14 protein-coding genes and 1 pseudogene are annotated in these 19,454 nt (G+C 42.3%); 12 read left to right on the top strand and 3 right to left on the bottom strand.

Going from position 1 to position 19,454, the window contains the following annotated elements; translation table 11 throughout:
• Nucleotides 1-160 precede the first annotated feature (160 nt).
• The 4 genes and pseudogenes from ACTWPM_RS09555 (at nucleotide 161) to ACTWPM_RS09540 (ending at nucleotide 4,852) form a co-directional block, all read left to right on the top strand.
• The gene (locus ACTWPM_RS09555) at nucleotides 161-724 is read left to right on the top strand and encodes an RNA polymerase sigma factor (RefSeq protein WP_443132813.1); all 564 of its coding nucleotides are present in this window, start codon (nucleotides 161-163) and stop codon (nucleotides 722-724) included.
• Nucleotides 714-1,517, top strand: a complete 804-nt coding sequence (locus tag ACTWPM_RS09550) for an anti-sigma factor (RefSeq protein ID WP_443132812.1) — start codon at nucleotides 714-716, stop codon at nucleotides 1,515-1,517. Before ACTWPM_RS09555 ends, ACTWPM_RS09550 begins: the two co-directional genes overlap by 11 nt.
• A 590-nt stretch (nucleotides 1,518-2,107) precedes the next feature.
• Nucleotides 2,108-3,346, top strand: a pseudogene (gene ltrA, locus ACTWPM_RS09545) (group II intron reverse transcriptase/maturase).
• Between the two features lie 171 nt (nucleotides 3,347-3,517).
• Complete coding sequence (locus ACTWPM_RS09540) at nucleotides 3,518-4,852, top strand: copper amine oxidase (protein ID WP_443132811.1); 1,335 nt, start codon at nucleotides 3,518-3,520, stop codon at nucleotides 4,850-4,852.
• Between the two features lie 301 nt (nucleotides 4,853-5,153).
• Here ACTWPM_RS09540 and ACTWPM_RS09535 read toward each other — a convergent pair whose 3' ends face one another.
• Nucleotides 5,154-5,333: a YjzC family protein gene (locus tag ACTWPM_RS09535; protein WP_443132810.1), complete on the bottom strand. Its 180-nt coding sequence runs from the start codon at nucleotides 5,331-5,333 to the stop codon at nucleotides 5,154-5,156.
• A 194-nt stretch (nucleotides 5,334-5,527) separates the two neighbouring features.
• Here ACTWPM_RS09535 and ACTWPM_RS09530 point away from each other — a divergent pair, with 194 nt between their 5' ends.
• The 6 genes from ACTWPM_RS09530 (at nucleotide 5,528) to ACTWPM_RS09505 (ending at nucleotide 14,169) form a co-directional block, all read left to right on the top strand.
• The gene (locus tag ACTWPM_RS09530) at nucleotides 5,528-6,100 is read left to right on the top strand and encodes a TetR/AcrR family transcriptional regulator (RefSeq protein ID WP_443132844.1); all 573 of its coding nucleotides are present in this window, start codon (nucleotides 5,528-5,530) and stop codon (nucleotides 6,098-6,100) included.
• Between the two features lie 82 nt (nucleotides 6,101-6,182).
• Complete coding sequence (locus ACTWPM_RS09525; RefSeq protein WP_443132809.1) at nucleotides 6,183-9,356, top strand: bifunctional cytochrome P450/NADPH--P450 reductase; 3,174 nt, start codon at nucleotides 6,183-6,185, stop codon at nucleotides 9,354-9,356.
• Nucleotides 9,357-10,319: 963 nt separating this feature from the next.
• Nucleotides 10,320-10,544: a hypothetical protein gene (locus tag ACTWPM_RS09520; RefSeq protein WP_443132808.1), complete on the top strand. Its 225-nt coding sequence runs from the start codon at nucleotides 10,320-10,322 to the stop codon at nucleotides 10,542-10,544.
• 414 nt (nucleotides 10,545-10,958) lie between these two features.
• Nucleotides 10,959-11,516 carry a methyltransferase family protein gene (locus ACTWPM_RS09515; RefSeq protein WP_443132807.1) on the top strand — a complete coding sequence of 186 codons (558 nt, stop codon included), beginning with the start codon at nucleotides 10,959-10,961 and terminating at the stop codon, nucleotides 11,514-11,516.
• A gap of 17 nt (nucleotides 11,517-11,533) precedes the next feature.
• On the top strand, nucleotides 11,534-13,039 hold the full coding sequence (locus ACTWPM_RS09510; RefSeq protein WP_443132806.1) for a phytoene desaturase family protein: 1,506 nt from the start codon (nucleotides 11,534-11,536) through the stop codon (nucleotides 13,037-13,039).
• Between the two features lie 137 nt (nucleotides 13,040-13,176).
• Complete coding sequence (locus ACTWPM_RS09505; RefSeq protein ID WP_443132805.1) at nucleotides 13,177-14,169, top strand: sodium:calcium antiporter; 993 nt, start codon at nucleotides 13,177-13,179, stop codon at nucleotides 14,167-14,169.
• 116 nt (nucleotides 14,170-14,285) lie between these two features.
• On the opposite strand, the gene ACTWPM_RS09500 is transcribed toward ACTWPM_RS09505, so the two are convergent.
• A complete protein-coding gene (locus tag ACTWPM_RS09500) occupies nucleotides 14,286-16,427 on the bottom strand; it encodes an MMPL family transporter (protein WP_443132804.1) in 2,142 nt (713 codons plus the stop codon).
• A gap of 152 nt (nucleotides 16,428-16,579) precedes the next feature.
• On the opposite strand from ACTWPM_RS09500, the gene ACTWPM_RS09495 reads away from it, so the two are divergent.
• The gene (locus ACTWPM_RS09495) at nucleotides 16,580-17,221 is read left to right on the top strand and encodes a uracil-DNA glycosylase (protein WP_443132803.1); all 642 of its coding nucleotides are present in this window, start codon (nucleotides 16,580-16,582) and stop codon (nucleotides 17,219-17,221) included.
• 167 nt (nucleotides 17,222-17,388) lie between these two features.
• Nucleotides 17,389-19,053: a YndJ family protein gene (locus tag ACTWPM_RS09490; RefSeq protein ID WP_443132802.1), complete on the top strand. Its 1,665-nt coding sequence runs from the start codon at nucleotides 17,389-17,391 to the stop codon at nucleotides 19,051-19,053.
• 168 nt (nucleotides 19,054-19,221) lie between these two features.
• On the opposite strand, the gene ACTWPM_RS09485 is transcribed toward ACTWPM_RS09490, so the two are convergent.
• Nucleotides 19,222-19,317, bottom strand: coding sequence for a putative holin-like toxin (locus ACTWPM_RS09485; RefSeq protein WP_139205849.1), 96 nt, complete (start codon nucleotides 19,315-19,317; stop codon nucleotides 19,222-19,224).
• Nucleotides 19,318-19,454 lie beyond the last annotated feature (137 nt).

Genomic DNA, 19,454 nt, shown 5'->3' with positions numbered 1-19,454 from the left:
TTTTATGGGATGATAGGTTCGTTATATTCAATAAGAAATCTCTGTTTAAATCCAAGAGGTTCTTTAAAAAGAGTGATCCAAATGAAGGCAGGGGCCGATAGCTGTATAGGCAGATGCCCTATGCTATGATGATGATATCCACCAATTAAAGGAGTGTGCTATGAGCAATCGTGATACAGAGCTCTATCGCCGGATTGTTGAAGGTGATAAACAAGCGCTTGAATTGATCTATGATCAATATGAAAAGCTGCTTTATTCTTTTGTCATCAAGTTATCCGGTGATCAAGCTTTAGCAGAAGAAGCACTGCAGGAAGTATTTATTAAGATTTGGACGCAAAAAGCTCACTTCGATGAAAGTAAAGGGAAATTTTCTTCCTGGATCGTAACGATCACAAGATATACAGCTATTGATCTTATACGTAAGCATAAAAAACAGGAAGTTACTTTAGAGGAAGAAACGGATCTTCCTGAAGATGAAACGGACTCTATGGAAGATTTAGTCGAGTGGAAAGAGCGAGGGTACGAAATTCGGCAGGCAGTTAGACAGTTATCGGATGAACAAAAACAAATGGTGGACTTATTTTATTTTAAAGGATTAAGTCAAAGTGAAATTGCCTCGCAAACTGAATTACCTCTGGGAACCATAAAAGGCCGCATAAGGCTAGCCCTGAAACATTTGAAGAAACATTTATCAACGCAGAAAGGGGGGGTACATGATGCGTAAGGAATGCGATAACTTAATTGATTACTTTAATGGTCAATTGAGTGAAGAAGAAAAGGTTGAATTTGAGAACCATTTAGAAACGTGTGCGGATTGTAAGGAAGAATTGGAAGAATTAGAGATACTTACAGATGATTTGCCATTTGCTTCTGAACCTGTGACCCCTCCTGAGGACATGAAAGACCGAGTATTGGGAGAAGTGTTTTCTCAAGAATCCCCGGCCGCTGGTGAAAATGACAACGATGCATCTATTAAAAACCACCAAAAACCTTCACAGGTGAATAATCTCGACGAAAAGAAAATTGAGTCTGGAAAAAATCGGCCCTGGCTCCTGCGGGGACTCGCAGCAGCGTTAGTGCTTTCCCTGGCTGGAAACCTTTTCGCACTTGTCGATGATCAGGAGCAAACGACTCCAGAACCTGAGGAACCAAATCCGTCTGGTTTTGAAACGGGGACTGACCAGGTAAGGGCGAGAGTACAGCTTCAATCAGAAGGGACAGAAGCTAGTGCTACCGCAGCTCTCATTCAGCAGGAAAAAGGCGATATTCTTACCTTGCAGGCGGAACAATTAGGTCAGCTTCAGGGGGAAGAAGTTTACCAGGTATGGCTCATTGAAGGTGAAAAACCTTACCGGGCTGGAACGTTTGTAGCGAACCAAAGTGGAGAAGGTGCAGTATCCTACTCATTAAGTAACTTACCTGAGGGTACAAACTGGGATGCTGTAGCCATATCGAAAGAACCAAATGCAACTAGTAAAACTCCTCAAGGAGAAGTAATATTAAGCTCTGAACTGTAAATACTTTGAATCCTATTGCAGACAGCATTTGACAGCTGTCTGCAATTTTTGTGTGCCCGGCATGGGTATAAACTCTAGGGTTCAAGTCCCGAACGGCGAAGGTCGTTGTAGCTGTTAGTCAAAGGCAAGGGTGTCCAGGAAGACCTGGAATCTGAAGGAAGCTGAAGACAAATTTCCGCCCCGAGGAACACGAATCTCATAGAAGGCTGTCTGTCTGGGAGGAGTCTGCGAAACAAGACGAAGCCCCAACGACCAAAGGGGCAGGCAGTAAATGAGACGGGGATGGAAAGGAAGTTTATACCTTTACCCGGGGAGGTCTGATGGACAAGCCGTACACATGCGGTAACCGATTCCTAAGGAATCGCTGAACCATCAGAAGTCAGCCGAAGCCATAGTACCTTACCTTCCGGAAGGTAGGGGAAGGGCTGAATCATAAAATGAGTACCATTTTCCTGGCGTACGCATCATCTGATGACACAGAATATATCAACCAGTTGCGAGAGAGAAGTGAAGTCTTCGAGGGCGTAACTGGGGTGGAAGATCGATGCCACACAATAGAACGAAATGGTCACGTGGAGGGTAAGCGAAATATGTTGGAAAGCATCCTACACCGAAACAATATGAATGCCGCCTATCTCAAGGTGACAAAGAATAAAGGAAGTCATGGCGTTGATGGTGTTTCCACTTCCGAACTGAAAGCTCAGATTTCGGAAGAATGGGATACCATCCACGATCAACTTCTGAAGAGTACGTATCAACCGTCTCCCGTCCGTCGAGTCGAAATCCCGAAATCGAACGGAGGTAACCGGAAGTTAGGTATCCCAACGGTGATGGATCGTACGATCCAACAAGCGCTTAACCTCTATCTTCAATCGATGTATGACCCGACGTTTTCCACCCAAAGTTATGGATTCCGACCGGGAAAGCGAGCACATGATGTGAGACAGGCGAAGTCCTACATCAATGAAGGATACACCTGGGTGGTGGACATCGACCTCGAGAAATTCTTCGACCGAGTGAACCACAACCGTTTGATGCGAACGCTAAGCTTCCGCATTAAAGACCCTCGGGTGCTTCGTCTTATCCGAAAATATCTTCAAGCAGGCATTATGGAAGGTGGGCTTACGACCCCAAACCGAAAAGGAACACCTCAGGGAAGTCCATTAAGCCCTCTCCTTTCTAACATTGTGCTCGATGAACTGGACAAAGAACTGGAATCCAGAGGGATTCGCTTCGTTCGGTTTGCCGATGACTGCCAAATGTATGCAGGTTCCAAACGCGCCGCTGAGCGAATCCTCAGGAATATGACAACTTTCCTCGAAAAGACGCTAAAACTCAAGGTAAACCGAGAGAAAAGCACGGTGAGTCGCCCTTGGAAACGTAAGTTTCTCGGGTTCAGTTTTACACCTTCGGTGAAAGGAAAAGCTAGAGTGCGCGTCCATAAGGATTCGGTTCACAAGGCCAAACAACGTCTACGCCAATTGACAAGTCGAAAGTGGAGTGCCGATATGAAATACCGAATTAAGAAAATCAATGAATTTCTTACCGGATGGTATAACTACTTTCAGTTGGCCGAAACGCCTTTTGTCTTCAAAAGAATGATGGAATGGTTGAGAAGAAGACTCCGAATGATTCGATGGAAAGAATGGAAGTTGCCCAAGACGAAGGTGAAGAATTTAATGGCCCTGGGAGTGACAAAGGCGAAAGCCTATGAATAGGGAAACACAAGAAAAGGCTACTGGCGTATAGCCAGCAGCCCTATTCTCCACCGCACACTCAATGACCATTATTGGCAACGTATGGGTTTGAAATCATTGAAAGCACGTTGAATTTTATGAAACCGCCGTATACGGAACCGTACGTACGGTGGTGTGAGAGGACGGAGGTTAGTCACCTCCTCCTACTCGATTTAAGTTTTTTCAATAAAAATGTGATCCAAAATCTTCTTTGCTGCGATAGCTTAGTGAAAAAACCAAAAATAAAGGAGAGAGGAAAACATTATGAATTTCAAAAAAGCTTTGTTAGTCGTACCGATGAGTGCAACTCTGCTAGTCCCTACATCAATGGATGTTGTAAATGCTGAGGATCATAAGATGCCGCAAGTATCAACAGAAGCAGTGGAACTCCGCGCTCAGCTGGATAATTTATTTAGTGAACATGCTTACCTTGCGGTTGAAACTATGAGGAAGGGTGCAGAAGGTGCTGAAGACTTTGAGGAATCCGCATCTGCTTTATCTTCTAATACGGAAGACTTGTCGAAAGCCATCTCTTCGGTTTACGGAGAAGAAGCTGGAAACAAATTTGAAGATATGTGGTCGGAGCATATCGGTTATTTTGTCGATTACGTGAAAGCTACGGGCAATGAGGATGAAGAAGCGAAACAAGAAGCACTGGATGAACTCAGTCAGTACCGTGAAGACTTTTCTACATTTATTTCAGAAGCAACTGGAAACCGTTTGAAAGCTGAAAATCTATCTGAAGGCCTGCAAATGCATGTTAACCAATTAATTGGAGCTTTTGATGCTTATGTTGAAGGAAACTATGAAGAAGCTTACATGAAAGAACGAAAAGCGATCGAGCATATGTACGGGGTAAGTAAAGGCATGTCAAGTGCCATTGTTAATCAATTCCCGGACAAGTTCAACCATACTAAAGCTGTAAATCCAGCTGCCGATTTGCGCTCGAACTTAAATCATTTGCTAAGTGAACATGTAGGCTTGGCTACAATGGCTATGCAAAATGGTCTGGAGGGTTCAGAAGATTTTGAAGCGTCAGCTCAAGCCCTTTCCAACAACACAGAAGACCTTACAAAAGCTATGACGAAAGTGTTTGGCGAAGAAGCTGGCAATCAATTCAATGAGATTTGGACACAGCATATCAAAGACTTTGTATCTTACGTAAAAGCAACAGCAAATGAAGATGAAGAAAAACAAAAAGAAGCAATGCAGGCGTTAGAGGATTACCGCGAAACGTTTGCCAACTTCCTTGAAGAAGGAACAAATGGAGAACTTAGTGCTGAGAAGCTTGCCCCAAGCCTCCAACAGCATGCCGATTTCTTATTTGAGACTTTTGATCAATATGCAGCAGGAGACTATGAACAAACTTATGAGACATTGAGAGATTCTTATGCACACATGTTTGGTGCTTCCAAAGCACTTTCTACTGGAATCGTCGCCCAGAACCCAGAGATGTTTATGAGCGAGCAGATGCCTGCTGAAATGCCAGACACTGGTATGGGCGGTACAGCTTCCAATCATGACATTTGGTTATATGCTTCCATAGTTGCAGCCCTTGCAGCAGCTGGTATTTTTATTCGCAAGCAATCCAAACAATAGGAAGGCGAAAAACGATTAAATTAATGAACTCTTATGACTAAGGAAGGCTGAAATTGTCAGCCTTCCTTTTCTATTTCCTTCTAAAAATGCATCTCAAATGAATTAATAAGTTTCAAAAATTAACTATCTTGGTAATTAAAAAGAAGGGTGAAGAATAAATTTACCGATTAATAGTCCCAAATTGTTTTTATTTTTTTGAAGAGGGTATGAGATATACTAGTATAATAAAGAGAAAATCTACTAAAAAAAGGACTCTTCTGCACATAAAAGTGCAGAAAAGCCCGGTTTCAGAAAGCAATGGTTATGCTTTTGTCCAGTTTGCTTCCTTATCAGTTGAGGGGGAGTTAGGGAACTTCTGACCTTTTTCAATCATTATTTCCGTGTCATCCTTGTTGAGTTCTCCACCATCCACGCGGCTTACTACTTTATAAGTGCCGTCTTCCGGCACGCTTTCGCCTGTTTTATAAGTGGTATTTTCCATATTCCTCCACCTCCTAAAGTGTAGAAGAGAACTTTATTTATTTCTCTTCCTGAGGAAAGTGTTTCACAATTTGCTAACTCTAAAACAAATTTATCGGTTCTTTTTGAAAACGTGAATCTATTATTGGTTGAAAAGAGGGGATGCTATAATTATAATAGGAATGAACGTTCATTCCGAAATTAAAGGAGTCACTGATCATGGTTGCACCAACGAAAAGAGACAATATTTTAAGCAGCGCCCTCATGTTATTTGCTGAAAGAGGGTTTGATGCCACAACGATTCCCATGATTGCTAATGAAGCGAAGGTGGGAGCTGGAACAATTTATCGTTATTTCGATAATAAAGAAGTTCTAGTGAATACTTTATTTCAGTATTATGTAAAGATGTTTGCTGATACGCTTTCAGAAGGTTACCCTGGGAATTCATCCATTAGAGAACAATTTCACCATTTGTTTAAAGGAATGACCCGTTTTACAAGCGAACATGAAAATGCTCTTTATTTCATTAAGACTCACAATGGTGCTTACTTCTTAAATGAAACCAGTCGTGGAGATTTTGAGCGGCTTTTAAGCAGATTAAAGCATTTCCTTGATCAAGGAAAGGAAGCAGGAGTTATTCGTGATCTTCCTTCCATGGCAATGATTGCAATTATTTTTGGTGGTTTTCTGGAACTGCATCAGCTGGTGCGTGCTGGAAGTATAGAAGAAACAGATGATTTATTTATTGGAGTAGAAGAAAGTTGTTGGGATGCTATACGCTATCATTAAACACGATAGTGTATTTATTTTTAATTAGGAATGAATATTCATTCCGGTATATATACATTACTATTTTATGAGGTGACTATTCGTGGAAAACACAAAAAATCTTCCGCAGCCTAAATCCTATGGACCACTCGGGAATTTGCCGCTTATCAATAAAGAAAAGCCTATACAGTCGTTTATGAAACTAGCTGAGGAATACGGTCCGCTTTATCAGTTTCAATTCCCTGGCCGTACCAGTCAATTTGTTTCAAGTGCACAGTTTGCCGCTGAGATCTGTGATGAGTCTCGTTTTGATAAGAAGGTCGGACCTGCACTGCAAAAAGTCCGGGCTTTTGGGGGAGACGGTCTATTTACCAGTGAAACAGAAGAAATCAACTGGAAAAAAGCGCATAATATTTTATTACCCAGCTTTAGCCAGCAAGCAATGAAAGGCTATCATAATAAAATGGTTGATCTTGCTTCTCAGCTTATACAAAAATGGGCGCGGCTTAATCCGAATGAAGAAATTGAGGTTCCAGAAGACATGACCCGATTAACCCTTGACACTATAGGGCTGTGCGGGTTTAATTACCGGTTTAATAGCTTTTACCGTGAGAGGTCTCACCCTTTTGTAGAAAAGATGGTGCATGCACTGGATGAATCTATGAATCAAACTCAGCGTCTGGATATTCAAGATAAGCTGATGATCCGTTCAAAAAAACAGTATAAAGAAGATATTGATTATATGTTCAACCTAGTTGATGAGTTAATTGCGGAGCGCAAGAAAGCAGGTGATCAAGGAGAAGATGATTTACTTGCTCATATGTTGAAAGGGAAAGATCCGGAGACTGGAGAATCGCTGGACGATGAAAATATCCGCTTCCAGATTATTACCTTTCTGATTGCCGGACACGAAACAACTAGTGGTCTTCTATCTTTTGCCATTCATTATCTACTTAAAAATCCTGAAAAGTTAAAGAAAGCTCAGGAAGAAGTGGATGAAGTGCTGGGAGAGGATATACCATCCTATAAACAAGTGAAAAAACTAAAGTATGTAAGAATGATATTAAACGAGGCTTTACGGTTATGGCCAACGGCTCCTGCTTTTTCCGTTTATGCGAAAGAAAATACTACGCTTGCCGGAGAATTTGAAGTAGAAAAAGGAGAGACGTTTACGCTGCTTCTCCCTCAGCTTCACCGGGATACAAGCGTATGGGGAGAAGATGTCGAGACGTTCAAGCCTGAACGTTTTGAGGATCCATCCCAAATACCGAACCATGCCTATAAACCGTTTGGGAATGGACAGAGGGCTTGTATAGGACAACAGTTTGCCCTTCATGAAGCTACTCTCGTCCTTGGGATGGTGTTACAATACTTTGACCTGGAGGACCATGCGAATTATCAACTGGATGTTAAAGAAACTTTAACAATGAAGCCGGATGGGTTGACCATGCGCGTAAAATCAAGACGTGATGCGACTTTAATGCAGGCTGCCCCTGTTCAAAAAGAAGCAGAAAAAGCATCTGAAACGGAAACGGCAAGCGTGCCTGAAGCTGATGCCCACCTCACCCCCTTACTGGTATTATACGGGTCTAACCTGGGTACAGCAGAAGGAGTGGCTAGAGAACTTGCGCAGACTGGAAAACAGCGGGGTTTTGATGTTAAAACCGCTCCTTTAAATCAATATGAAGCAGCACTGCCTGCAGAAGGGGTCGTTCTGTTGGTATCAGCCTCCTATAATGGAAACCCACCTGATAATGCTGACGCTTTTGTCCGTTGGCTTCAGGAAGCAAATGAAGGTGAAGCTAAAGGAGTGAGCTATGCTGTATTTGGATGTGGCGACCGGAACTGGGCCAGCACTTATCAAAGAATTCCAACACTGATTGATGAAGAACTCCAGGATCTGGGAGCGGAGCGTATCATTACACGAGGAGACGGAGATGCGAGTGAAGACTTTGAAGGCGATTTAGAAAAGTGGGAAGAAACATTATGGCCAGCACTCGCAGAAACGTTTAATTTAGAACTGGAGAAAGCTGGCGATCCATCCAGTAATGTTTCTATGGAGTTTGTAAGTGGTGTCACCCAGACTCCTCTTGCCCGTACTCACCATGCTTTTACAGCGGTGGTGAAGGAAAATAGTGAATTACAGACTAGCAATGAACGAAGTACCCGGCATCTTGAATTAAAACTGCCTGAAGGGGTGAATTATCAGGAGGGCGATCACCTGGGCGTTCTTCCCCAAAATGGAACAGAACTGGTGGAACGTGTACTTCGGCGTTTTCAATTAAAGGGAGAAGAGTACGTCGTTCTTGGTGAAGACACTGGAAAAGCGACGCATCTCCCAACGAGTCAGCCGATCAGTTTAAGAGAGCTCCTCACCTCTTATGTGGAGCTGCAAGAACCGGCTACCCGGAGCCAGCTTCGGGACCTGGCCGCGAATAACCCTTGTCCTCCACACAAAATGGAATTGGAGAATTTTCTTGATGATGAGACTTACAAAACTGAAATACTAGGCAAGCGGCTTACGATGCTGGATCTTCTTGAAGATTACTTGTCATGTGAAGTTCCTTTTGAGAGATTCTTGGCTCTTCTTCCACCGCTTAAGGCTCGTTACTATTCAATTTCCAGCTCCCCTAGAAAGTATCCGCATGAGGCGAGTGTTACAGTAAGTGTGGTGAAAGATTCGGCCTGGAGCGGAAGAGGAGAGTTCAAAGGAACAGCATCCAATTATCTGGCTAACCGGGATATTGATGATAAGGTGGCTTGTTTTATTAACACCCCACAATCTAACTTTACTCTGCCTGAAAATCCAGAAACGCCGATGGTATGGGTCGGTCCGGGAACCGGCATCGCTCCATTCCGTGGATTTATTCAAGCACGAGAAAATATGCTGGAAGAAGGGCATAACCTTGGAGAAGCGCATTTATATTTCGGATGCCGCCATCCAGAGCAGGACTTTTTGTATAAAAACATGCTGGAAAATGCGGCAGATAAAGGCCTCATTAGCCTCCATACTGCTTTTTCAAGAATTGAAGGAAGAGGTAAAGTGTACGTCCAGGATCGACTATGGGAAGACGCTTCTACTGTTCTTTCGGTGCTAGAACGAGGAGGCCGCCTGTACATTTGCGGTGATGGCAGTGAAATGGCCCCTGCGGTCATAGAAAGTATTATAAATAGTTACCAATATCAGCATGAAACGACTTATGAAGAGGCAGCTGAGTGGATGAGGAAGCTTGAATCAGAAGGGCGTCTTGCTAAAGATGTCTGGGCAGGAGCTTAATAAGTAATGAAGAAATCCCCACATGGCAGTCAAATGCCGGTGGGGATTTTTTAATATGCTCCATTAAATCTCGTTTTTCCTTGTTATAGATAAGCTCCCGTTTGCGGAAGACTCAATTTCGAGATAATCTGGACCCGTTACGTTAAATGGAGAAGGGCTGGTGGGGAAATAACTCGTCTTGTTCCATCACCCAGACCCTCGAGACATAAGCCGCTCATCAACGGATGGAAAAACCGCCATCCTTTTGATGGTCGGCTTATGCTGTTCGTGTCTATCGGGGTGATTGCACATTTGAACACTTTCCTATGGGGGAACGGTGAGCTTCCTCGCTCGTTTCACTCCTGCGGGATCTCACCTAGTCCCTACTCCCATGGGAGTATCGCCATTTCCTCACCAACCCAGCCACAGGAGAATAACGGACCCTGCTAGAAGAGAACGTGCTCTTTTTCTTAACTGGTCTTAAATACTCCAATGACAGGCTATTCCCCATATTTATAGCACGACAAATCCTGATGCTCCCATGCTCATTTTGTGCTTCAAGAAGATACCATAAGTGGTTTCGAGTTGCTGATTTGGCAAGGTCCGGAGGGGGACGATGCAGACTCCTGCGGGATAAACATGATCGGTGAGATCCCGCAGGGCTGTTAAGCCCGAGGAAGCTCAGCACATGCCCGCGGAAAGCGAAATCGTCCCCCGAAGGACCTTCCTCATAACCAATATCACGAAACTGAGTCTTACAGTAAACGGCCCGTTATTTGAAGACTTTACTTATTAAAAATCAAAAACAATCTTTATCAGAGCATTTATATATAATCATGGGATCTACAGACTTATTTGCCTCAAATAAGAACTAATGCTCAGGAAATAATAATGCTTCATGATTTAACTGACAAAACCTTATACGTGTAAGCGAGGACCGCTAAGGGTATAACTAACCATAGATTATGTGGAAGAGGTGATTGGGTGTTTTATTCAGTAACGTTACAAAAAATCATCTTTTTAACCGGGATCGGAGTCATCATTGGGGCCATTGTTGGTTTCACTTCCGTGCTCGGATTTGATTTGGATGGATCTGTTTTTGTTTTATCCATGTTCTTGAGTATTCTCAGCGTGTATGCAACAGCTATGTACGCGGAGCTCTATCATATCAGGGAAGCAATTAATAAACAGAGAAAAGAAAAGAAATAATAAAAAGACCGGTGCTTTGGCACCGGTCTTTCCTATTCTACAAAACTCCAAACTAAAAGTGCTGAATAAAGAATAACAATTATGACCATGAGGATATAACTCTGTTTGGTCAGCGATTTAAAGATAATATAGAAAGTGAGGAGAACAACAGATATAATAAAGATAGCATATAACAGTTCCATTCGCTGTATTCATCTCCTTGGAATTTAAAGAACCTATGAGATGGAGTGTATTATGTATTCTCCTTTAACCATCATAAATTTTGCTGCTCAATCTTTCAAGCAATTCTCAGAGAGTGTTCAACCGTTTAAGCTGGTTGGATTATGGGAAAAGCGAGAGGGTAGCAGCTATGAGAATTAGGAGGGGGAACATGATGGCTAGGAAGGAGCTTTATCCCAGAAGTAGTTCGGATACATGAATACGTTCGAAGCCGCTTTTTTGCTGGTAACTGCACTGTGGGTCGGTGAGTTCATCCTGTTCCGCAATCGTGGTTCTTCTAAGGGTGAACATCTGGAGCGCCAATCGTTCCCCCTTATCCTTATTGCCGTTATACTGGCGGTAGCACTATCGCTAGCTATGCGTGAATGGGAAATAGGGGTAATTACCTCTGGAACCCTGTGGTGGTTTGGTTTACTTCTTTACGCAAGTGGAGTTGTTTTACGCTACTGGGGAATTCTTCATTTAAAAGACCAGTTTACAAGGGACGTGTCTGTAAAAAAAGGTGATCGTCTAGTGAGCAGCGGCCCCTACCGGAAATTACGGCACCCTTTATATACAGGGCTGTTCTTTATCATTGTTGGTTTTTGCCTGGGAGTGGGAAATTTGTGGACAGCTATTCTTTGTGGTGGATTGCTGGCAGCCGCCTTACTACATAGAATTCGCATTGAAGAAGCCATGCTGACGAATGCTCATGGAGAGATGTATCGAAACTGGTGTCAAACAAGATATCGTTTGATTCCGTTTGTTTATTAACTGTGGAGGTGGAAGTGTTGAAACAGAAAATAGCGATTGTCGTAGGTGCAGGACTTGGTGGTATGTCTACAGCTATCCGTTTAAGCGGAGACGGATATAAGGTAAAATTAATTGAGAAGAACAGTAACCTTGGTGGAAAGTTAAACCGCAGGGAAGGAAAAGGTTTTACTTTTGATACGGGTCCTTCCATTTTAACGATGCCGTGGGTATTAGAGCAGTTATTTGAGAGCGTACACCGTAAACTTGAGGATTACATAACGGTAGAGCGTGTAGAACCGCAATGGAGAACTTTTTTCGAAGACGGTACTCAACTCGACGTAACAAGTGACCTGCCAAGCATGCTTGAGGAGATGGCAAAAGTTACGGATCGTCCGAACCGTAAGCTTACAGACTTTCTTTCTTATACACAGGATATGTATGAATTATGTATGAAAAGCTTCTATAAATATAGTATTCAGGACTTAAAAGATTTGAAAAGTCATCATAAACTGAGTGAACTATTAAAGATGGATCCATTAAATACCGTAGCAAAGTCGACGCATAAGCATTTCGATAACAAATATTTGGAGCAGTTATTCAATTTCTTTGTCATGTATGTAGGCTCCAATCCATACTCTTCCCCTGCCATTTTGAATCAGCTGGTCTATGTGCAGCTAGGATTAGGTATTCATTATGTTAAGGGAGGAATGTATCAGATTGCAGAAGCCATGGGCCGATTGATGGATGAACTTCGCGTAGATATTCACTTAAATACTCCTGTCCAGCGCCTGGTTGTAGAAGGTGAGAAAGTGGTAGGAGTTGAAACAGAAGAAGGGGTCGTTCATGAAGCTGATGTGGTAGTATCAAACCTTGAAGCGATTCCTGCCTATCGTCGCCTGGCTCCACAGACATCCAAAGTGAAGAAAGAAACAAAAACGCTTCAGAAGAAGTTCGATCCTACCGTTTCAGGACTTGTCCTGCTTCTTGGTACGGATAAAAAATTCGATCAATTAAAGCACCATAATTTCTTCTTCTCCGAGGATCCTGAGAAAGAATTTAAACAAATATTTGATCAGGGTAAACCGGCGGATGATCCAACCATTTATATTGGGATTTCTGCGAGATCCGATGAGACACAGGCGCCGGAGGGTAAAGACAACTTATTTGTACTAACCCATGTACCCCCGCTGACTAATGGAAAACGCAAACCGATTGACTGGGATCAATACCGGGAGACAGTCATTGAAAAGCTTGAAAGAATGGGACTCACAGATTTGAGAGATTCTATTGAATTTGAATACCGGTTTACCCCAGAAGATTTAGAGTCTTTATACGGACCTAATGGTGGTTCTATTTATGGAATTGCTGCTGATCGTAAATCGAATGGCGGTTTTAAAATTCCATCCAGAAGTCAGGTGTATGACGGACTATACTTCGCCGGTGGCTCTACTCACCCTGGAGGAGGCGTTCCGATGGTTACACTCTCAGGGCAGCTGACAGCCGACTTAATTAAAGAAGATGAAAAAAACGCAGTAAAACAGTAATACGATAAATAGGCATACTAAGGCCGGCATTTTGCTGGTCTTTTTTTACTGTTTAAGAACGGTTAGGAGAGGGAAAGGTGACAAAATGTTGCTAAAATAATGTATAACTGGAATGAATAGATGAAGGAGATTATTGAATGAGTGATTGGTTAATATTTGTATTATTTTTCTTATCAGGAATAAGTACGTTTTTTGTGGCCTCAAGACTGGCTGTATTCGGAGACGCCGTAAAAGAAAAAAGCCAGGCCTCTTCGGCATTTATGGGGGCTATTATCGGAATTGCCATATCATTGCCTGAGCTTACTTCAAGTGTGACTGCTATCATAATTGACAGTCCTGATCTGGCTGTGGGAAATCTGATCGGAAGTAATCTATTTAATATTATGGGGCTTGCTATATTTGATATTGTTTATAGACGCTATCAAATTTTAACTCATGCGACGGTTGAGAGTAAGCTGTATGGCTGGCTGGTCATTCTCATGACGTTGATTGTCATGCTTGGTTTGACTTTTTCTTTACCAACGCCTATTTATCATGTCAGCTATACGGCAATAGCTACTATACTAATCTATTTTATAGGCTCAAAGTTAATTAATGACCGCACAGAATATAAAGGAAGAAAAGTAAAGAGAGAGGACAAGAACAAAAAATACTCAGAATACACCTATAAGCAGGTATTATTTCATTTTATTGTTTCCGCTGTCTTAATCATGATCATAGGGAGTGTCCTTACAATTACGGCGGAAAGAATTTCTGCTATTACAGGGATTGGAGCTTCTTTCATTGGAGCCTTTCTTGTGGCCATCAGTACATCCCTTCCTGATGCAGTCAGTGTGGGAACAGCGCTTAAACTTAGAAATTTTAATTTAGGAATTAGTTCTCTTCTTGGCAGTAATGCTTTTAATTTAATGATTCTAGCGATAACTGATCTGATGTACTTTAGAGGAAATCTTCTTCAAGGTTCAAGTTCTGCCAATTTAATAACAGCGGGGGCATCGATTCTATTTATCCTGTTGATTATCTTAAGTATTACCAGGAGGAAAGCAAAACCTTGGAACTATTTATGGCCTTCCTTTCTTATAATAGTAACCTATTTTGTTACGACTTATTTGGTCTTCCAGATTAAATAAAAAAGCGGCCAAAGAGCCGCTATAGGCTGATCGAAAAATATGAAGTTTTTCGATCAGCTTATTTTTGCCACAGAGGAGAATCGGGGATCACTTGTTATCGGCTCAAGGCCCCATTCTCATCTGGATACAGAAGTTCTTTTTCCTTTTTTATTATAAGTGCTGAAAGGCAGCCACCAATTCCAGTCACCTAGAAGCTTCATTAAACTAGGAACGAGAAGCAGACGTATAACCGTAGCATCTATAAATATAGCGATGGCAATTCCGATTCCTATCTGTTTGACAGGCACGACGCCTGTAAAAGCAAACGCACCCGTAATGACAATCATTATAAGGGCAGCAGAGGTAATGATTTTACTAGTACTCGCAAGTCCCTCAATCGTTGATTTTGTATTATCACCTGTTTCTAGATAAAACTCATGAATTCTTGAGATAAGAAACACTTCGTAATCCATACTTAATCCAAATACAAGACTGAAGACAATTACGGGGAGTATAAGGGCAATATCCGCTTCATTCAGCCCAAAGTGTCCCCCCTGGAAGAGCCATACAAGAATTCCGAACGTCGAGGTCAGCCCGATCACGTTCATTAAGATCGCTTTTAAAGGGATAATAATGGAGCGAAATGCAATCATCAAGATAATGAACGTAGAAACGATAATGATCGCCAAAGTCAATCCGATCTTATCATAAATCTCTGTATAAATTTCCTGGTTGAATTTCGGCTGTCCCCCGAACATCATGGAAACTTCCCATTCATCATTCGACCAGTCTGTCATGAGTTCTTGAGCTTCGGAAGAGTTGGCCGCTACGTTTAACTGAACAGGGATCATCAAGTGATCTTCCGAAATGAACTGCTCGATCGCAGGCTCCAGCTGCTGCCGTGATGCGGGCTGTTCTAAAGCAGATGATAGTTGTTCAGGCGAACTAATTTCACTTGAGGTGTACAGGGTATCAACAGAATTTACAATCTCCGGTTCAGACAATTTTTCCTGAAGATCTTTCATCTGTTCTAACCCTTCTCCATCCAGCCAGTTCCCTTTTCGTTCAGCAATGATGTAAGAGGTGCTCTCTTCCCCTCCCATAAACGTCTCATCAATGACTTCAAAAGCAGCTCGTGAATCATAGCTTTCTGGTAAAGCGTTAATTGTCGGGATAGATAAGTTCATGTTGGTTACAGGGATGACTCCGATTAATAAAATCACTAAGGCGGTGAGAGAGATCAAGGCGGGGTGCTTCATTACACCGCGCGCAAACTTTCTCCACCTGGGTGTTGTATCCTTCTGAAATGGAATTAATCTCCATTTGTTCACACTCGAACCAAATACGTAAAGTAAGGAAGGTAGAAGTGTTAAGGAGCATAATACCGCTACTACAATAACGACAGATCCTCCAATTGCTATGTTCTTAAAGATATCTACTTCAATCACACTCATAGCTGCAAGACCGATGAACACACAGACCGCTGAGAAAAGAATGGATCTTCCCGCCGTTTCAATCGTAGTCTTCAATGCGTCAGCTTTTTCCTGTTTCAATAATTCCTCACGATAACGATTAATAAATAATAGAGCAAAGTCGATACTGAGGGCCAAACCAATCATGGGTGCGATATTCAAAATGAAAATGGACAGCTGAGAATCCTGCCCAATAAGAGCCAGAACGCCAAAGCCCACAACAATGGTAATTCCTCCGATGATTAATGGAAGAATAGAAGCAAGAGCAGTACCAAAAGCGAGGATCAGGATGATTAAGGCGACTGGAAGTCCGATGAGTTCCGCACGTTTTAGATCATCCTGACTCGCCTTATTGATATCTTCAGAGATCACGGGGGCTCCTGTGAGAGAAACACCGTCTATATCGCTAGTAATGCCCTCTACTTGTTGAATGGTTTCTTTCATATCCTCTGGTTCTTCAGAAAATTGGATAGAAGCATAAGCTGTCGTGTCTTTTTGCATGGATTCATCATCGAGTGGGGACTGAATACGGGAGGCAATATCTAAATCTTTTATATCTTCTAATACGGATGTGATAGTATCCTCTGACTTATCTTCAAATAATAGTAGAAAAGTGGATTCGGGAAAATCAAAGCTTTCATTTAATTTGTCTTCTACCTGCTCATACTCCCCGTCAGTGCGGAAGCCGTCGCCTTCCAACAAAGAAGGTAATTGAATGGCGAAATAAGCCATACCAAGGGCTATCATAATCCAAAAAGCGAGCAGCCATTTGTGGGACTGCACGATAAATGAGGAAATTCTACGCATGATCATCGATCTCCTTCAAAATTTTTCTAGGATAAAGGTCTCCTACAAATAATACTCCTTTTAGCGAGGCTTGAAAACTAAAAAACTTCCAGTGTGTAGGACATGCGTTTCGGTGGAATATAGGTATCAATAAGATAAAAAGGAAGGGAAAGGTGTCTGTTTTGCAATTTCCGGAAGAATTAATTAAGGAAGCAAAGGAACGAATATCAGGCTGCGATGTTGAAGGTTTTGTCCTGGGTCAGGGCGATGATTCAGGTAAAATTATGATTGTCGGTGAGGCACCAGGTGAAAAAGAAGCTGTGGAAGGAGAACCTTTCATAGGCAGAGCGGGTGATGAACTGGATAAACAGTTGAATTATATAGGTGTAGAAAGAAAAGACGTTTATATAACAAGTACGGTGAGAAGCCGCCCTTACAAATGGGTAAAGACAACCAAAAAAGGGTCAGGCGGGCAGAGGAAAGCAAACCGGAAGCCAAATCAAAAGGAAATTCTGGCTCACGCTCCCCTCCTGGATTACCAAATCGAGCAGATGAATCCTGAAGTAATTATTGCACTTGGAGGAGTAGCATATGAGCGATTAATGGGAAGAAAAGACAAAATCAGTGAACTTGTAGGAAAAGTAATACGAACCCCGATCATGCGGCTTGATCGTGAGAAGGAAAAATACGTGGAAACTGAGAAAAGCTACCTTATTATCCCTCTCTATCATCCGGCAGCTGTTTTTTATAATCCTAAAATAAAAGAAGATATTTATACATCACTGGATGAAATGAAAAGTAATCTTAATTTATAAGGAAAATGAGCTTAATGTTTTTTTGAAAATTTCAGATTGTCAGAAGAGGACGAAGTTTAGTGGGCGCTTCGTCTTTCTTTAATAGAGATCACCTTTCTCGAGCAGGTTTTGATAAAATATAGAAAAGAGGATGAAATGATCGTCCGATGATAGGGGGAGTAAATTGAGTGAAAAATCCCGGAAGTTGGAATGCCCTGGCTGGAGCAGTTTTATTTCTAATTTGGGGAATTTTTTTTCAAGGAAGCGGTGTTGATTTCGCTTTAGGCTTTGCTTTTCTCGTACTTGTACCTTTGTTACTGGAAGAAACCGTCCAGAGTGCGGATGGGAATCGCGCGGAAAAATGGTTGTGGAGCGTGATGAGCTGTTCGTTACCTTTTGGGGCTGCGGGTATGATTGCAGTTTCGCTGCCGTCAGGATATGAAGCAGGTTGGTGGGCAGCCATCTGGTTTTTCTATACACTTCTGGTTGCTTTTGGAGGCCTCATGAGATTGTTGGGGAGAGGGTTTGGTCCTATAGAAGAAACCGTGATCGATGTTGGGTTGATTTACATAGCGGTTGGAGGAGGGTGGCTATTATGTTCACGTGCAGGCTGGACTGAAGTCTCTCCGTATTCAGAGACGATCATTCAGCTTAGCATCGCTCACTATCATTATGCGGCATTTGTGCTTCCGTTAGTGGTAGGGTTTTTTGGCCGCTATCGTGCAGAAGGCAACAGAATTAGAAAGAATTTTATGGTTACACCTTATCTGTGGTTAGCTACCGGAGTGATAACTGGCCCTTTGATTGTAGCGGTAGCTTTTAGTATAGGGGATCCATTTGCGCCAATTGCAGCAGGGATCTATGTCCTGATTTTGTCGTGGCTTTGTCTGTGGTGGTTTTGGCTTTCTGTTTATTTCAAATTATGGATAGGGATGGCTTTACGCTCAGCATCTCTCATTTTATTAGGAGCTATGGTACTTTCTTTATTGAATAATTTAAACTTCTGGTTAGAAGCATACTGGCTGGGAGTAAATAGAGTGTTCCACTATCGCGGACTGTGGTTTGCCCTCTTTTTTTCTATTCTGTCCGCTCTCGCCTGGCGTGGAGTTCATGCACCAAAGAGGCATGCTTATACCGTTTTTCCTATTAGTCATATACGCCCTGGACGAAGAATTATTAATCCAAAAATAGATTGTAAACCTTGGGCAGCTTCTCATGAGTATGTGACAGGATTGGTTCATGATTGGAGTCCATTCAACACTCGGTATTTTCATTCAGAAGATATTGCTCCATTAGTGAAACGGTGGTTCTTACATACCGGTGATTTTCATGTGCAGGCCTCTATTCAATGGGCTAAAGGGTTTCGATCCATCGCTGGCCGGTTAAGCCAATGGGGGGTTCCACCGTCCGGAAGTATGGTGCTTCAAGGGGAAGCCATATCTATTTCTGACTATAAAGATGGTCGAAAATCGGTAAGAGCCTGGGTAACCCTTAATAAACAAACAAAGGAACCTCTGAATACAGCTTTATATTCTTTTCATAAACACGCAGATGAAACGTATTTCAATATAGGTTTTCCAGTACCGCATGGAATCTTAACGGTCATTGGACGCCTCGAGACAGATAAAGAAGGGGGGGTGCACTTAGAAACCATGCTACGTGAGGATGCCAGAGGAGATGAAGGAATCTACTTCACCCTCGGGGAGTGGACGATGCGGTTTCCGTTAAGAGCTATGTTTCACGTGAAAAAAGCAAGAACAGAAGGAGACTTGGTGGGGGATTTTTATCTGCGTTTTGGTTATGTTAATCTTTTGGCCATTCAGTATCAGATGAAAGAAAGGCGGGCTGGGTAATAAACCAGAATTGCTCAGGCCAATAGATATAAAAGATCGTTGTTTTTTCTTTCGCCATTCACGGAGTATGCTATAATAAAAGCAAATCAGGCCACAGCTGCGACTGTGACCTGATTGGATACCGTTCTTTTTTTTCGGTTGAGGACCCTTTCACTTAGGTGAAAGGGTCTATTTATTATTGTTCATTTTTATAATCAGCGCCAGGAGTGTAATGATAAACGTTCCGAACGCCAACATAACCATGAGGGCCTCATATGTGCTCATGACCGGCATCACTCCTTTTCTATCGCAACCTAACCTAATCCTGTAGAACGGTATCTATATACAAGGATACCATATTTTTAACAGTAACAAGAACATTTGTTCGCATAAAATGCAAAAATAGCCAGAACGTACCATTA

Origin of the sequence: Halobacillus sp. K22 (assembly GCF_052246795.1) — a bacterium.
Classification (GTDB): Bacteria; Bacillota; Bacilli; order Bacillales; family Halobacillaceae; genus Halobacillus.
This window is presented reverse-complemented; position numbering and strand designations above follow the sequence as displayed.

What these genes read in the sequence shown, in the direction of transcription:
- ACTWPM_RS09555 (WP_443132813.1), top strand. Translation starts at nt 161, where the DNA reads ATGAGCAATCGTGATACAGAGCTCTATCGCCGGATTGTTGAAGGTGAT.
- ACTWPM_RS09550 (WP_443132812.1), top strand. Translation starts at nt 714, where the DNA reads ATGATGCGTAAGGAATGCGATAACTTAATTGATTACTTTAATGGTCAA.
- ACTWPM_RS09540 (WP_443132811.1), top strand. Translation starts at nt 3,518, where the DNA reads ATGAATTTCAAAAAAGCTTTGTTAGTCGTACCGATGAGTGCAACTCTG.
- ACTWPM_RS09535 (WP_443132810.1), bottom strand. Translation starts at nt 5,333, where the DNA reads ATGGAAAATACCACTTATAAAACAGGCGAAAGCGTGCCGGAAGACGGC.
- ACTWPM_RS09515 (WP_443132807.1), top strand. Translation starts at nt 10,959, where the DNA reads ATGAATACGTTCGAAGCCGCTTTTTTGCTGGTAACTGCACTGTGGGTC.
- ACTWPM_RS09505 (WP_443132805.1), top strand. Translation starts at nt 13,177, where the DNA reads ATGAGTGATTGGTTAATATTTGTATTATTTTTCTTATCAGGAATAAGT.
- ACTWPM_RS09500 (WP_443132804.1), bottom strand. Translation starts at nt 16,427, where the DNA reads ATGCGTAGAATTTCCTCATTTATCGTGCAGTCCCACAAATGGCTGCTC.
- ACTWPM_RS09485 (WP_139205849.1), bottom strand. Translation starts at nt 19,317, where the DNA reads ATGAGCACATATGAGGCCCTCATGGTTATGTTGGCGTTCGGAACGTTT.